At 75.5% G+C, this 14,212-nt stretch carries 16 protein-coding genes and 1 pseudogene; 12 read left to right on the top strand and 5 right to left on the bottom strand.

Annotation, left to right across the window (positions count from 1 at the left end; all coding sequences use genetic code 11):
• Positions 1-172 precede the first annotated feature (172 nt).
• The gene (locus ABZS66_RS25920; RefSeq protein ID WP_354761861.1) at positions 173-511 is read left to right on the top strand and encodes a VOC family protein; all 339 of its coding nucleotides are present in this window, start codon (positions 173-175) and stop codon (positions 509-511) included.
• 52 nt (positions 512-563) lie between these two features.
• Here ABZS66_RS25920 and ABZS66_RS25915 read toward each other — a convergent pair whose 3' ends face one another.
• A complete protein-coding gene (locus tag ABZS66_RS25915; protein ID WP_354761859.1) occupies positions 564-1,016 on the bottom strand; it encodes a hypothetical protein in 453 nt (150 codons plus the stop codon).
• Between the two features lie 113 nt (positions 1,017-1,129).
• On the opposite strand from ABZS66_RS25915, the gene ABZS66_RS25910 reads away from it, so the two are divergent.
• The 5 genes from ABZS66_RS25910 (at position 1,130) to ABZS66_RS25890 (ending at position 6,625) form a co-directional block, all read left to right on the top strand.
• Positions 1,130-1,678 (top strand): DUF488 domain-containing protein, encoded by a 549-nt coding sequence (locus ABZS66_RS25910; RefSeq protein WP_354761857.1) that lies wholly within the window; start codon positions 1,130-1,132, stop codon positions 1,676-1,678.
• A 160-nt stretch (positions 1,679-1,838) separates the two neighbouring features.
• Positions 1,839-2,174 (top strand): hypothetical protein, encoded by a 336-nt coding sequence (locus ABZS66_RS25905; RefSeq protein WP_354761855.1) that lies wholly within the window; start codon positions 1,839-1,841, stop codon positions 2,172-2,174.
• Between the two features lie 132 nt (positions 2,175-2,306).
• A complete protein-coding gene (locus ABZS66_RS25900; protein ID WP_354761853.1) occupies positions 2,307-3,593 on the top strand; it encodes an ArsB/NhaD family transporter in 1,287 nt (428 codons plus the stop codon).
• 17 nt (positions 3,594-3,610) lie between these two features.
• Positions 3,611-4,063 carry a TrkA C-terminal domain-containing protein gene (locus ABZS66_RS25895; RefSeq protein ID WP_354761851.1) on the top strand — a complete coding sequence of 151 codons (453 nt, stop codon included), beginning with the start codon at positions 3,611-3,613 and terminating at the stop codon, positions 4,061-4,063.
• A gap of 225 nt (positions 4,064-4,288) precedes the next feature.
• Positions 4,289-6,625 carry a helix-turn-helix transcriptional regulator gene (locus ABZS66_RS25890; RefSeq protein ID WP_354761849.1) on the top strand — a complete coding sequence of 779 codons (2,337 nt, stop codon included), beginning with the start codon at positions 4,289-4,291 and terminating at the stop codon, positions 6,623-6,625.
• A 21-nt stretch (positions 6,626-6,646) separates the two neighbouring features.
• On the opposite strand, the gene ABZS66_RS25885 is transcribed toward ABZS66_RS25890, so the two are convergent.
• A complete protein-coding gene (locus ABZS66_RS25885) occupies positions 6,647-7,573 on the bottom strand; it encodes a TSUP family transporter (RefSeq protein ID WP_354761847.1) in 927 nt (308 codons plus the stop codon).
• Between the two features lie 62 nt (positions 7,574-7,635).
• Between ABZS66_RS25885 and ABZS66_RS25880 the strand changes: the two genes are divergently transcribed.
• From ABZS66_RS25880 to ABZS66_RS25860, 5 genes and pseudogenes are all read left to right on the top strand, one after another.
• Positions 7,636-8,079 carry a hypothetical protein gene (locus ABZS66_RS25880; RefSeq protein ID WP_354761845.1) on the top strand — a complete coding sequence of 148 codons (444 nt, stop codon included), beginning with the start codon at positions 7,636-7,638 and terminating at the stop codon, positions 8,077-8,079.
• 86 nt (positions 8,080-8,165) lie between these two features.
• Entirely contained in the window at positions 8,166-8,756 is a 591-nt protein-coding gene (locus ABZS66_RS25875; RefSeq protein WP_354761843.1) for a biotin transporter BioY, read from the top strand.
• A gap of 22 nt (positions 8,757-8,778) precedes the next feature.
• Positions 8,779-9,234: an HAD-IIIA family hydrolase gene (locus tag ABZS66_RS25870; RefSeq protein WP_354761841.1), complete on the top strand. Its 456-nt coding sequence runs from the start codon at positions 8,779-8,781 to the stop codon at positions 9,232-9,234.
• A gap of 8 nt (positions 9,235-9,242) precedes the next feature.
• Positions 9,243-9,830, top strand: a complete 588-nt coding sequence (locus ABZS66_RS25865; RefSeq protein WP_354761839.1) for a GNAT family N-acetyltransferase — start codon at positions 9,243-9,245, stop codon at positions 9,828-9,830.
• Positions 9,831-9,929: 99 nt separating this feature from the next.
• Positions 9,930-10,109: pseudogene (locus ABZS66_RS25860) on the top strand (nuclear transport factor 2 family protein); the annotation flags it as partial.
• Here ABZS66_RS25860 and ABZS66_RS25855 read toward each other — a convergent pair.
• The 3 genes from ABZS66_RS25855 to ABZS66_RS25845 all read right to left on the bottom strand — a co-directional run bounded on the left by ABZS66_RS25855 (position 10,099) and on the right by ABZS66_RS25845 (position 13,037).
• The gene (locus tag ABZS66_RS25855) at positions 10,099-10,911 is read right to left on the bottom strand and encodes a hypothetical protein (RefSeq protein ID WP_354761837.1); all 813 of its coding nucleotides are present in this window, start codon (positions 10,909-10,911) and stop codon (positions 10,099-10,101) included. The pseudogene ABZS66_RS25860 and the gene ABZS66_RS25855 sit on opposite strands and share 11 nt — an antisense overlap.
• Positions 10,908-11,834, bottom strand: a complete 927-nt coding sequence (locus tag ABZS66_RS25850) for a DUF916 domain-containing protein (protein ID WP_354761835.1) — start codon at positions 11,832-11,834, stop codon at positions 10,908-10,910. The genes ABZS66_RS25855 and ABZS66_RS25850 overlap by 4 nt, the downstream gene beginning before the upstream one ends.
• Before the next feature lie 96 nt (positions 11,835-11,930).
• On the bottom strand, positions 11,931-13,037 hold the full coding sequence (locus tag ABZS66_RS25845; protein WP_354761834.1) for an HtaA domain-containing protein: 1,107 nt from the start codon (positions 13,035-13,037) through the stop codon (positions 11,931-11,933).
• A 208-nt stretch (positions 13,038-13,245) separates the two neighbouring features.
• On the opposite strand from ABZS66_RS25845, the gene ABZS66_RS25840 reads away from it, so the two are divergent.
• Complete coding sequence (locus ABZS66_RS25840) at positions 13,246-14,076, top strand: hypothetical protein (protein WP_354761832.1); 831 nt, start codon at positions 13,246-13,248, stop codon at positions 14,074-14,076.
• Positions 14,077-14,212: the final 136 nt, after the last annotated feature.

The raw sequence follows: 14,212 nt of genomic DNA, 5'->3' as shown, positions 1-14,212 counted from the left end.
TTCGAGCAGGTTGATCAGTCCCGGCAGCGATTTCTGGACGGCGACGCCGGGGTACGCGGGCGGTCTTCAGCTTCACCGTCAGCCACGACAGGATCACCGGCATCACGATCGACGCCGACCCGGACCGCATCCGCGAGCTGGAGATCGTCTTCCTGAGCACCGGCGCGCACGGATGATCCGCGCCCTGTCGATGTGCGCCCTCCCCGTCGACGACGTCGACCGGGCGGTGCGCTTCTACCGGGACGTGCTCGGCTTCGCGGTACACGAGGGAGACCCATGGGTGACGGTGAGCCCGCCGTCGCAGCCGGACGTCCGGATCGTCCTCGACCCCGGTGACGCGGGCGGCCGCCTCGCGTTCACGACCGACGACTGCGACGCCACGTTCGAGCACGTCGAGGCGTCGGGCGCCGAGGTCATGCAGGAGCCGATCACCCGCCCCGGCGGCGTCCGCGACTGCGCCTTCACCGACCCGGCCGGCAACCTGGTGCGCTTCACCCAGCGCCGCGGCTGACCGGCGACGCCGCGGTCCGTCCCGCGCGGCGGACCGCGGCCGTCAGCGGCCGTCAGCGGCCGTCGGTCCAGGCGTAGACCCGCGGGCCCAGCAGGGCGAGGAACAGGACCAGGTTGACGGCGGTGCCGAGCCACACCTGCAACGGGGTGAGCGTCTCGGTGAGCGCGCCGGCGACGGCCAGGGCGAAGTTCACCGCGCACAGCGCCGTCGAGCCGGTGCGGCCCCAGCGGCGGCCGGCCAGCAGGGCGGCGCCGCACGCGACCTGGCCCGCCGACAGCAGCGTGCGGAACACGAGGAGCAGCGCCGCCTCCTCGTCGTCGGCGCCGGCGATCCCGGCGGCGCCGCGGAGCGTGCCGTACAGGCCGAGCAGTGTCACCACCACCGACAGCACCCACACCGACGGCGGCGCGAACCGCGGCCGGGGCGGGGCCGGTCGGCGGTACACCGGGCGCAGCGCGGGCCGTTCGGCGTCGCGCTCGACCGGATCGCCTCCCGCGTCAAGCATCGATCCCTCCCTCTGTCGACGCCGACCCTACGGCCGCGCGGCGGCGGCGCGGCCAGGATTACCGGAGCCGCGGCAACCCCGCCGCCGCGGTCGCGTACGGGTAGCGTGGCGGCGTGGAGCCGGTTCGGATCCGTACCGTCGGGCACGGCGCGCGGCCCATCGACACGTTCCTGGCGATCCTCACCGGGGCGGGCGTCGGCACGGTGGTCGACGTGCGGCGGTTCCCGGGGTCCCGGCGGCACCCGCAGTTCGGCCAGGAGGCGCTCGCCGCGGCCGTGCGTGACGCCGGGCTGCGGTACACCTGGGAGGGTGAAACGCTCGGCGGACGCCGGCACGCAACGTCACCGTCGCGGCACACCGGGCTGCGCAACGCCGCCTTCGCGGCCTACGCCGACCACATGGACACCCCGGCGTTCCGCGCCGCGGTCGACGGCCTGATCGCGCGGGCTGCGACGGAGCTGCCCGCGCTCATGTGCGCCGAGACCCTGTGGTGGCACTGCCACCGCATGCTCGTCGCGGACGCGCTCGTGCTGCGCGGCGCCGTCGTCGAGCACCTGCTGGAGCCCGGCGTCAGCCAGCCGCACCGGCTCACCCCGGAGGTCCGCCGCGGCCCGGACGGCTGGCCGGTGTACGACGCCCAGCCGACCCTGCCCGGCCTGTGACGGCCGGCGAGGCGCTGCGGCCGGTCGCCGGGCGGCTCACCGACGTCGATGCGGATCGGCGTCGTGGGTGACCCTGCGGGTGCTGTCCATTGAGGACGCGGGGGTGACCACCCTGCTACCTGGTAAACTCTGGGACTCGGCGGCCGGTTGGAGGTGCGGGATGAAGAACGCTTCCGCGCTGCGGTCCGCCGCCGTCGGGCTCGCCCTGACCATGTGCGCGCTCCTGCTCGGCCTGTCCCACGCGCACCACGCGCTGCCCGGGGACACGTTCCAGGTCGCGCGCACCGCGAGCGCCGCCGCCGTCGTGGCGCCCGGTGCGGAGGCGCTGAAGCCGCCCGTCAAACCGGCCGACGGGCAGGTGTGGCACGCCACGCTGCCCGACGTCGTGGCGCTCGATCCCCGCCTGGCGCAGGCCGCCGGCTTCACCGCCGAGCAGATCGTCCATCGTGGACGGTGCGTCGGCACCCCGGGCTGCCGGGGCCCGCCGATCTCCTGAGGCACGAGAAGCACAGCCGTGACCCTTCCGGGTCGACGGCCTCGTTGTGTTGCCTTTCAGGAGGTCTCCCATGGTTCGCATACCGCTGTGTCTCCGTCCGCTCGTCACCGTCCACGGCCCGCCGGGGCAGCCGTGAGCGCCGTCGCCGCGATCGTGATCTTCACGGTCGCATTCATCTTCATCGCCACCGAGAAGGTCCATCGCGTCGCCGTCGCGCTGTTCGCGGCCGGGCTGATGGCGCTGCTGGGCCTGGTGCCGGGCGAGGACGTGTTCTTCTCCGAGCACGCCGGCATCGACTGGAACGTGATCTTCCTGCTGCTCGGCATGATGATCATCGTGGGGGTCATCAAGCAGACCGGGGTCTTCGAGTTCCTCGCGATCTGGGCGGCGAAGCGGTCCAAGGGCCGCCCGTACCGGCTGTTCGTGCTGCTCATGGTCATCACGGCCGTCGCGTCGCCGTTCCTGGACAACGTCACCACGATCATGCTGGTCGCCCCGGTGACCGTGCTGGTCTGCCGCAAGCTGGGCATCTCGGCGGTACCGTATCTGATCGCGGAGGCGCTCGCGTCCAACATCGGGGGCGCGGCGACGCTGATCGGCGACCCGCCGAACATCATCATCGGCAGCCGCGCCGGGCTCACCTTCAACGACTTCGTGGTGCACATGGCGCCGGTCGTCGTGATCGCGTTCGCCCTGTTCGTGCTGCTGGGCTGGGTGATGTTCCGCAAGCGCTTCGAGTACCACCCGGAGCGCGTCGCCGAGGTCATGGCCCTCGACGAGCGGGCGTCCATCACCGACCGGGGGCTGCTCGTGCGCTGCCTCTCCGTGCTGGCGCTGGTCGTCACCGGGTTCTCGCTCCACGCGGTCATCCACGTCGAGCCGGCCATCATCGCGCTGCTCGGCGCCGGGCTGATGGTGCTCGTCTCCCGGGTGAGCACCGAGCGGTACCTGGAGGAGGTCGAGTGGTCGACGCTCGTCTTCTTCATGGGCCTGTTCGTCATGGTCGGCGGCCTCGTCGAGACCGGCGTCATCCACCGCATCGGCGGGTGGGCGTCGGCCCAGGTCGGTGGCGACTACTTCGTGGCCGCCACCGGGCTGCTGTTCGGCTCGGCGGTCCTGGGGGCGTTCTTCGACAACATCCCGTATGTGGCGACGATGGCCCCGATCGTCGAGGATCTCGTCGCCACCACGCCCGACCCGGAGACGGGGCGCTCACTGTGGTGGGCGTTCGCACTCGGCGCCGATTTCGGCGGCAACGGTACCGCGGTGGCCGCGAGCGCCAACGTGGTCGTGCTCGGCATCGCCGCGAAGGCCGGCGAACCGATCAGTTTCTGGCAGTTCACCCGCTACGGCATTGTCACCACGGTGATGACCACGGTCGTCGCGTGGGGCTACGTCTGGCTGCGGTACTTCTCATGACCGCCGAGGGAGGCATTGTGCGTCAGCATCCACTTCCCGGCGTCGGCACCCTGCACCTGCTGCACGCCGACGACGGCCACCACGTGGGGATCGTCCAGCACGCCGACGACCGCAGGGAGCTCGTCGTCTACGACCCGGCCGACCCCGACACGCGCATGACCGGGGTGCTGCTCGGCCCGGCGGAGGCGCGCGTCCTCGCCGACGTGCTCGGCGTGCGCGGCCCGACCGTGCACTGCGCCCGGCTCGACCGGTACGCCGACCGGGTGGCGGTGCTCCAGGTGCTCATCGGCGCCGGCCGCCCGTCAGCCGACACGGGCGTGGCCGGCGCGGTCGTCGCCGCGGTCGTCCGCGACGAGGAGGTCCTGGTGGCGCCGCCCCGGCAGTACCGGTTCCGCCCGGGCGACGTCGTCGTGGTCGTCGGCCGCCCCGACGCGGCCCTGGAGGTGATCGACATCCTCACGGCGGCGTGAGCCACCACGTCTCGGCCGCGGACCCGGCGTCCGCGGCCGGGACGGCCCGCCGGACGGACAGGGGCGCCGACCGCCAAGTGGCGAGCGGCACCGGTGCCCTCGTGCCACCGGTGCCGCTCACTTCCATCGTTGACGATCCCCGGCGAAGCGGCCAGGACGTTCGCCGGTACTTCACCGGAACTTGTCGTGCCGAAGTTGTCGTACCGGGGGCGTACGGTTGCGGGCGTGGATGAGGTCGGGGAATCGAGGGCGTTCGGTGAGCTCGTGCGCGCCCATCGGCGGCGCCTGGGCCTCACGCAGGAGGAGTTGGCGACCAAGGCCGGCCTGAGCGTCCGCAGCATCGTCAAGATCGAGGGCGGACGGACCGCGGCGCCGCGGCTGCCGACGGTGCGGCTGCTCGCCGACGTGTTCGGGCTGACCGGCGCCGACGCCGAGCATTTCCGCCGCTGCGCCGCGGGCGCGGCCGACCCGCCGGCGGCGGCGGTGGTGCGGTCCGGGGCGCCGGCCCAGTTACCGCCCGACGTGTCCGCGTTCACCGGGCGGGAGGAGGAGCTGGCCGCCCTCGACGCGGCCGCCGACCAGGTCACCGCGGCGACCGCGGTGTTCGTCGCCGTCGTCACCGGGCCGGCCGGCGCCGGCAAGACGGCCCTCGCGGTCCGCTGGGCGCACCGGGTCCGCGACCGGTTCCCCGACGGCCAGGTCTACCTCAACCTGCGCGGCTCCGACCCGGCCCAGCCGATGGCCGCCGCCGACGCCCTGGTCCGGCTCCTCGCCGCGCTCGGCGTCACCGGCGAGGAGGTCCCCGTCGACGTCGACGACCGGGCCGCCCGTTTCCGCACCGAGATCGCCGACCGGCGGGTCCTGCTGCTGCTCGACAACGCCTCCTCGGCCGGGCAGGTCCGCCCGCTGCTGCCCGGCACCGCCTCCAGCGCCGTCCTCGTGACCAGCCGCGACGCGCTGGCCGGGCTGGTCGCGGTCGACGGCGCGCACCGCGTCGCGGTCGGCCTGCTGCCGCCCGGCGACGCCCACGCCCTGCTGCGGCGGCTCATCGGCCCGCGGGCCGCGGCCGCCGAGGACGCCGTCGCCCGCATCGCCGAGCAGTGTGCCCGGCTGCCACTGGCCCTGCGGGTCGCCGCCGAGCTGGCCGTCGCCCGCGCCGACACCGGCCTCGACGACCTCGCCACCGAGCTGCACGACCAGCGCCGCCGCCTCGACCTGCTCGTCGTCGACGACGACCCGCGCGCGTCGGTCCGGGCCGTGCTGTCCTGGTCGATCCGCCACCTCCCGCCCGGCGCCGCCGAGGCCTTCGCCCTGCTCGGCCTGCACCCCGGGCCCGAGTTCGACGCGCACGCCGTCGCCGCCCTGACCGGCGGCGGGGTCGAGCCGGCCCGCGCCGCCCTGGAGCTGCTCGCCCGGGCCCACCTGGTCCACCGGACCGGCCCGGGGCGGTTCGGGATGCACGACCTGCTCCGCGCCTACGCGGTCGAGCTGGCACCCGGCGGCCCGCGGCTGGACGGGCTGCTCGACTACTACCGGGCGACCGCCGCGGTCGCCATGAACGTGGCGTACCCGGCCGACGCCCACCACCGGCCCGCCGTGCCGCCGGCCGCCGCGCCGCTGCCCGACCTCCCCGACCGGGACGCGGCCCGCGCCTGGCTCGAGCGGGAGCGGGCCGTGCTCATCGCGATCGTCGCCGGTGCCGCGGCCGCCGGCCGCCCGGAGCACACCGTCGACCTGTCCCGCATCCTGGCTCGCCACCTCGGCGCCGAGCCCGCCGACGCGGTCACCGTCCACGGCCACGCCCTCGGCGCCGCCCTCGCGGCCGGCGACCCGGTCGGCGAGGCGCACAGCCGCAACGTGCTCGGCGTGGCCCTGCTGCGGCTCGGCCGGCCCACCGCCGTCGAGGTGCTGGAGCGGGCCGTCGAGCTGTTCGCCGCGATCGGCGACCCGGCCGGGCAGGCCCGGGCGCTGAACAACCTCGGGTTCGCCGCGAACCGGCAGGGCCGCCTCGCCGACGCCGTCGCCGCCTTCGAGGCGGCGCTGGAGCTGTTCCGGCAGGTCGGCGACCGCACCGGCGCCGCTCGCGCGCTCAACAACCTGGGCCTGGCCGAGGAGCGCCAGGGCCGCTACGACGCCGCCGAGCGCCACCACCTGGAGGCGCTCGCGCTGTACCGGGCGCTGGGCGACCCGCTCGGCGAGGCGGGCGCCCTGACCGACCTGGGCATCGCCGAGCACCGGCTGGGCCGGCTCGACGACGCCGCCGAGCACCACCGGCAGGCCCTCGCGATGTTCCTCGACGGCCGCGACCGCGTCGGCGAGGCCTGGGCCCGCAACGGCCTGGGCGAGGCGGCGCGCTCCCTCGGCGACCCGGCCGCCGCCCTCGACCACCACACCGCGGCCCTCGACGCGGCGACCCTGGCCGGCGTCCGCGACCAGCAGGCCCGCGCCCACCGCGGCCTCAGCGACGCCTACGAGTCCCTGCGCGACCCGTCGAACGCCCGGGTCCACCACGTGCTGGCCGCCGCCCTGTATGCGGAGCTCGGCATGCCGGAGCCCGCCTGAGCACGACGTGCGGCGGTGCGGTCAGCGGCGGAGCAGCTGGACGAGGGCGACGGTGCCGACGGCGAGGATCAGCAGGCGCAGGACGGTGGGGGAGAGGCGGCGGCCCAGCCGTGCGCCCAGCTGACCGCCGGTGGCGGAGCCGGCCGCGAGGAGGCCGACGGCGGTCCAGTCGACGTGCGCGTGCAGCAGCAGTACCGCTGAAGCCGCGGTGTTGACGACGGCGACGAGCACGTTCTTCACCGCGTTGCGGCGCTGCGCCGGCTCGTCGAGCAGCGCGCCCATGAGGGCCATGTAGAGGATGCCCTGGGCGGCGGCGAAGTACCCGCCGTAGACGCTGGCCAGGGTGAGCCCGGCGAACAGCGCCCGGCCGTTGTCGCGGCGGTGGCGGGTCCACCGGCTGACCAGCGGCTGGAGCGCGACGAGCACCAGGGCCAGCGCGACGAGCACCGGCACGATGACGTCGAACGCCCGGGCCGGCAGCACGAGGAGCAGCGTCGCGCCGGTCAGGCCGCCGAGGGTCGCGCCGGCGCCGAGGTACACCAGCATCCGGCTCCTCGGAAGCTCCTTGCGGTAGCCGATCGCGCCGCTCACCGAGCCCGGGGTCATGCCGATCGCGTTGGACACGGTCGCGGTGAGCGGGGTCAGGCCCGTCGCGAGCAGGACCGGGAAGGTGACCAGGGTGCCCGACCCGACGACCGTGTTGATCGCCCCGGCGGCCAGGCCCGCCGCGAGCACGGCGAGCAGTTCCCCGGTCGACATGCGGTCGAGCCTAGGCCGCCGACGGTTCGGCGCCGGCCGCATCGTGCCCGTCGGGACGTACGTCGTCGAGCCCAACACCGTCCGCGGCGGCGAGCAGGCCGCCGCGCGCCGGTCCACGGCGCGGTACCCGTCCGGGGTCTCCTCCAGGCCGATCGTGCGGTCGAAGACGCGGCCCGGGCGCCCGGACACACCGTCCCAGGGGATTCGATCATGCGGCCTCGCGCCCCACTACTGTGGCCGTTGTGGCATGGATGAGCGCCGAAGCGGCCCGGATCCTCGGATCGCGCCGCCTCCCGGCCGTGACGGCGAGCGACCTGGTGTGGCCGGACGTGATCGACGACGGCTGGGTGGTCGTCGACGGCGCGGTGCTGCTGGCTGCCTGGTTCCGCAGCTACCACGGCGACCGGTCCCGGTTCCGGACGACGACCGACTACGAGTTGGCGGTCAACGGCCGCGGGATCCACGACCTGGACCTCACCGGGACCGGCGAGGCACGCGTCCGTGCGCTGCTGCGGCGCGGGGTGGCGTTCGCCCAGGCCGCGCTGGACAAGCAGCGCCACCAGCTGCCGGGTGTCATCGTCACCGCCCGCGTGTCCGCCGCGTCGGTCCTGCTGGACCCGTCGCAGTTCACCGGGTACGTGACCTTCTGTTCGCGGCCGATCGACGTACAGGACGAGATCGCCGTGTCGCTGTGAGCCAACTCGGCGGGTTGTGATCGTTCTCGCAGCGGTTGCGGCGGGTTCGGTGCAGGCTGAGCACCTTCGTGAGCGAAAGGGTGGTCATGGCTACTGAGGGTCTCGAACTGCGCCGTCCCGGCGTCATCGCCGACGTGGTGCCGGGTGCGCTGGTGCGTGACGTGGTGCTCGTCCTGGGCGGCGCGGCGCTGACCGGCGCGGCCGCGCAGCTCGCGGTGAGCATCGAACCGCTGTCGCCGGTACCGCTGACCGGGCAGACGTTCGCGGTGCTGGTCGTCGGGGCCGCCCTCGGCACCGGTCGCGGGCTGCTCGCCATGGCGGTCTACCTCGCCGCCGGCGCGGCCGGGCTGCCCTGGTTCGCCGGGGGCGCGAGCGGCGCCGGCGCCGCGTCGTTCGGCTACGTGATCGGCTTCGTGCTCGCCGCGTCGCTCGTCGGCGAGCTGGCCCGCCGCGGCGGCGACCGCACGCCGTTGCGGACGGTCGGCACGATGATCGCCGGCAACCTGGCGATCTACGCGGTCGGCGTGCCGTACCTGGCGTTCGCCCGCCACCTGCCGGCGCGGGCCGCGATCGAGGCGGGCCTCGTGCCGTTCCTGCTCGGCGACGCGATCAAGATCCTGCTGGCGGCGGGCGTGCTCCCCGCGGCCTGGCTGCTCGTCCGGCGCTTCACCCGGTAGGCGATTCCGCTATAGTGGAATCGTGGGGCGGCCGGCGCACTTCTTCGATCTCGGCGGGACGCTGCTGGCCCTCGACGGCCGGGACGAGATCGCCTGGGCCGACGGCCGGGTCACCGTCCTGCCCGGCGTCCGGCAGCGCCTGGCCGCCCTCGCGGGCACGCCCGTCTTCGTGGTGACGAACCAGTCCGGCATCGCCGAGGGCGACCTCACGGCCGAGCGCTTCGACGCGTACTGCGCCCAGCTGTCGGCCGCCACCGGCGGCGCCGTGACCGCGTACGCCGTCTGCGCCCACCGCCGCGACGCCGGCTGCGGGTGCCGCAAGCCCGCGCCGGGCCTCGTGCTGGACCTCGCCGCGGCCCACGACGTCGACCTGCCGGGCTCGATCCTGGTCGGCGACAGCAACGCCGACCAGCGCCTCGCGGCGGCGGCCGGCATCGGCCGCTTCGACTGGGCCGACCGGTACTTCGGGCGGGCGTAGACCTGGTCATGGACATCCGTACGGCGACCGCCGCCGACCTGCCCGCCCTGCGCCACGTGTACCGCGAGGCGTCGCTGTCCAACCCCGCCGACGCCCCGCTGCTGCTGGCCCGCCCCGAGTTCCTGGTCTTCGCGGGCGAGCACGTCGCGGCCGGCCGCACCTGGGTCGCCGAGGACGACGACCGGATCGTCGGGTTCGCCACCCTGACCGACGGCCCTGAGCTGGAGGACGTCGTCACCGACGGCCCTGAGTTACGGGACGTTGTCGCCGCCGGCCCCGAACTGGGGGACGTCTTCGCGGCCGGCCCGGAGCGGGAGGACCTTGCCGCCGGTGGCCCGGAGTTGGAGGACCTCTTCGTCGACCCGTCCCGGCGCCGCCGCGGCATCGCCACGGCCCTGGTCCGCCACGTCGCCGCCACGGCCCGCGCGGCCGGCCACCGCCGGCTGTGGGTGACCGGCAACGAGCACGCCCTCGCCTTCTACCGGGCCGCCGGGTTCGTGCTCGTCGGCGAGGTGCCCACCGAGCTGGGGACCGGCCTGCGGATGGTCCTCGACCTGGGCCGTCAGCCGGACAGCTCGGCGAGCCGCGGCAGGTAGATCCGGGCGCCGGCCGCCTCCGCGGCCGCGACGGTCTCGCCGACGAGGGCGGCGCGCCGCGGGTCGTGCCGCGCCACGGCCGGCTCGGCCGCCGCCCAGCGGGCCTCGTGGTGGCCGAGCGCCGGGCACCGGTTCGCGGTCGAGGAGCGGCACGCGGCCGGCGACCGGGTCGTCTCGCGGTGGCGCTACGACTGGCCGGGCGGCCACGTCCGCGGCGTGGACCTGTTCCGCGTCCGGGAGGGGCTCGTCGCGGAGAAGCTCGCCTACGTCAAGGGCTGACCCGCCGCCGGCGCAGGGCGGCCGCCGCCAGGGCCACGCCGAGCAGCGCGGTCAGGCCCCACGGCTGGGTCGTGGTCTCGGCGTGGAAGGCGACCGTCGCGCCCGCCGGGCCGAGCGGGCCGTTCGGGTCGAGCTCGCCGTGGATCGTGTACGTGCCCGCCGCCGGGGCCGCGAACCGCACCGGCACCGTGTACGTGACCGACTCGCCCGGGTCGAGGCGGTCCAGCGGCGGGGCCACGACCATGCCGGTCGGGTGCTCGCCGCGCCCGGCCGTGATCGTGACCGTCGTGAACGCGACCGCGGCCGGGCCGGTGTTGTGGACGGTCACCGTGACGTCGCGGCGCGCCGGGCCGCCGAACAGGGCGGCCCACTGCCATCCACTGTGGACGGTGACCCGGGTGACGTCGAGCGGGCGGGGCACGTCGACCGGGCTGGGCTCGGCGACCGCCGCGGCGGCCAGGGCGATCGGCGCCGTGCGGGTGAGCGGGTCGGTCAGCGCCCGCACCCGGACCACGCACGGGCAGCCCGACGCCGGGGCGAGCGCCGGCAGCGTGGCGGTGGCGGTGCCGTCCGGGCCGACGCCCGTCTGCACGGCGGTGGCGTCGGCGCAGCCGCCGGCCGGGCGGTCGGTGCATACGGCCAGGGTGACCGCGCCGGGCGGCCAGTCGAGCAGCCGCACGCTGTAGCCGCCCTTCGCCGGCCGCACCTGCACCGCCGGCGACGGCGCGTGGGCCGAGGCCGGCGCTGCGCCGCCCGTGAACACCAGCAGCGCCGCGACGAACAGTGCGCGCCGGGCGCTCACCCGGCGTTCGCCCGGCGCCGGCGCCACCACCGCAGGCCGAGCAGGCCGGCCGCGAGGAGTGCCACGATCGCGAGGGCTGTCCACGGTACCGCCCACAAGGAGGTCGACCGCGTGACCGACGGCAGCGGCCCGTCCGCGGTCGCCGGGTCCACGGTGACGTCCGCCGTCAGCCGGCCGGCCGGGGCGATGCCGGCGATCCGCTCCGTCACCGTGATGCTGGCGCCGGGCAGCAGTTCGGGCACGGCGATGTCGGGCGTGCGGCCCAGCGTCACCCCGAACAGGCCGGAGACGCGCAGCCGGGCGGCGCCGGAGAGCCGCAGGTTGCCGGTGTTGTGCAGGCGGTACGTCACCGTCATCGTGTTGCCGGCGTACGCCACCGCGACCTGCTCGACCTGGACGGCCGGCTTCGCCTGGCCGGCGACGCGCAGGTACACCCGCGCGGCGACCCGGCGGTCGACGTTGACCTGCGCCCCGTCGCCGGTGGTCTGCTGGGTCACGACAGAGGCGACGACGCCGCCGGCGTGGTCGCCCGGGCCGGCGTTGGTGGGCACGGTCAGCCGGAACGGGATGTCGAGGGACCGGCCGGCCTCGACGGTGTACGCGCGCTGGCCGAGCACGATCCACGCGCCGGCGCCGGTCGGCTTGCGGCTGGCCGGCAGCAGGTCGAACGCGCCGTCGGCGGTGGTGTAGGCGTCGGTGCCGTAGACGGTGAACGTCTGCGGGGTGGCGGCGCGGTTGGTGACCCGCACGACGTCCTCGACCTGCTGGCCGGGCGCGACGTCGTAGACGAACCAGCTGCGGGCGGCGCCGGTGGTGGTGGCGGGCTGCACCGACCAGCCCTGGTCCTCGGCGACGGCCGGGGTGGGCAGCGCGGCGAGCAGGACGGCGGCGGCGATGGTGACGACGGTGGCGCGTGCGAACATGGTCGGCCTTCGGCTTCGGCTTCGGGGGAGCGGCGGGCAGCCGCGGGTCGGGTGCCGGCCCGGCGGCAGTGCCGGGCCGGCGTCACGCGCGCGCCGTCAGGACAGCGTGAGCGTGAGGGTTGCGGTGTAGCTGCCCGGCTTGGTCGTCGCCGGGATGTTCAGCGTCAGGCCCGCGCCGCAGGTGAAGACGCCCGCGCTCGCGCCCGGGTCGGACTTGCACAGCGTGTGCCCCGTGCCCAGGCCGGTGGCCGCGCCGCCCGGGGCGACCGTGCCCGAGCCGGGCGCGGCCGTCGCCGTCGGGGACCACCCGAGCTGGCTCGCACCGATCGTGCCGGCGTCGCCCGTGAAGTCCTCGACCTGCCCGACGAGGTTCCATCCGGCGTTGGTACCGCGCAGGTCGCTCACCGTCGTCGCGTTGAGCGCACCGGTCGCGGCGCCGCCGATGGTGGCGCCGGTGAGCGCCACCGTGCCGCCGGCCGACGACAGCGAGAGCGGGCCGCCCGGCACGTCGACGGTCAGCTCCTGGTCGGCGGAGCCGCCACCCGGCTCGCCCGGGCCGCCCGGCTCCTCGCCGGCGGCGAGGGTGACCGAGCTGGTGAGCGGGTCGAGGGCGGTGCCGGCGGCGTAGAAGCCGCCGAACGCCGAAGCGCCCGTCTCCGTCAACGTGGCCGGCAGGTTCGTCCACGACACGCTCGTGCCGTCGACGACGGCGTCACCGGCGCCGATCGTGGCGACGACGGCCTGCACGACGTGGACGGGCTCGAACCCGCCGCCGGTCGTGGTCAGGTCGACGTCGGCCTTGAGCACCCGGGTCGCGCCGTCGAGCTGCACGGTCGGGTTGGCCACGGTGATGGTGAAGAAGTGCGCCGGGTAGGAGAACACGACGGTACCGCCGTAGTTCACCGTGCCCGCGCCGCTGGCCGCGTCGTAGCTGCCGCCGGTGACGGGGAAGCGGAACGTGCCGTTGGCGTTGATCGTGGCGCCGTTGGCCGCCCCGATCGGGGGCGTGCCGTTGCCCGTGGACACGTAGGCCCGGAACGACGCCTTGAACCCCCAGTCGAGGTGCCCACTGTCCACTTCGGCCGGTGCCGCGGCGGCCGGCGCGGCCGTGGCGAACACCGCCGTCGTGCCCAGCGCGAGGGCGGTGCCCCAGCGCAGCACCCGGTGCCGGCCCGGGCCGGCGCGTAGTCTGTTCTTCGTCATCCGTACCTCTCAGGAGATGGATGGCAGGGCGTGCCGCAGCCGGCGCCGGCTGTCCAGGCCGCGTGGCGACGCGCAGCGGCACGCCCGTCCATGACCTTGTGAGGTTAGCCTTACCTAAGGCAACATGGAACATCCCCTGTGCGCCGCGGTTCTGCGACCCATCTCACGGATACCGAAGACAGTGATCTTAGGTTAGCCTCACCTAACTATGCGCTCCTTCATTCGGGCCGCGGTGCCCGCACGATGCGGCGCGGCGGTCGCCGTGCTCGGGGTGGCTGCGGCGGCCGTGCTCGGGCCCGCACTGCTCGCCCCTGAGCCCGCCGCCGCGGCCACCGGCACCGGCCCCGGCGGGCAGCGGCTCACCGTGCCGAAGACCGCCGGCCTCGCCCCGGCCGGCGAGACCGTGACCGTGTCCGGCACCGGGTACGACGTCACCAAGGGCATCTACGTCGCCTTCTGCGTCGACAACGGTGCCGGCCAGCTGCCCAGCCCCTGCGGCGGCGGCATCGACACGGCCGGCGGCAGCGGCGCCTCCTACTGGATCTCGTCGAACCCGCCGGCCTACGGCAAGGGGCTCGCCATCCCGTACGGCCCGGGCGGCACGTTCCGGGTCGAGCTCAAGGTGGCCGCCGCACTCGCGGCGGGCGTCGACTGCCGCTCGGCCCGCTGTGCCGTGGTGACCCGGGCCGACCACACGCGCACCAGCGACCGCAGCCAGGACGTGCGGGTGGCGGTGACGTTCGCCGCGGCGGGAGCGCCGGCCCCGACCCGGACGACGGCGGCGGCCGCGCCCCCGGTGGGCGGCGGCACCGCGGCCGCGGGGGCCCCAACCCCGTCGTCCGCGGTCGCGGGCGCGCTGCCGCCGGCGGGCAGTGCCGGCCCGGCCAACCCGGGCGATCTCAGCCTGACCCGCACCAGCGCGAGCCAGTCGGCCAACCGCTGGTGGGCCGGCATCACCGCCGCCCTGGTCCTCGGCCTGGCCACGCTCGCCGTCCGCGCCGTCTTGCGCCGCCGCCGTTCCCGGGCGGTCGCGTCATGAGCCGCCTGCCGCTCGCCGCCCGGGTGGTCCCCCCGCTCGCCGCCGGGGCCGTCCCTCCGTCTGCCACTGGGTCCGTTCCTCCGTCTGCCGCTGCGGCCGTTTCCCCGCTTGTCGCAGGGACCGTCCCTCCGCTCAC

This window comes from Dactylosporangium sp. NPDC005572 (genome assembly GCF_040605515.1).
Taxonomy (GTDB): Bacteria; Actinomycetota; Actinomycetes; order Mycobacteriales; family Micromonosporaceae; genus Dactylosporangium.
This window is presented reverse-complemented; position numbering and strand designations above follow the sequence as displayed.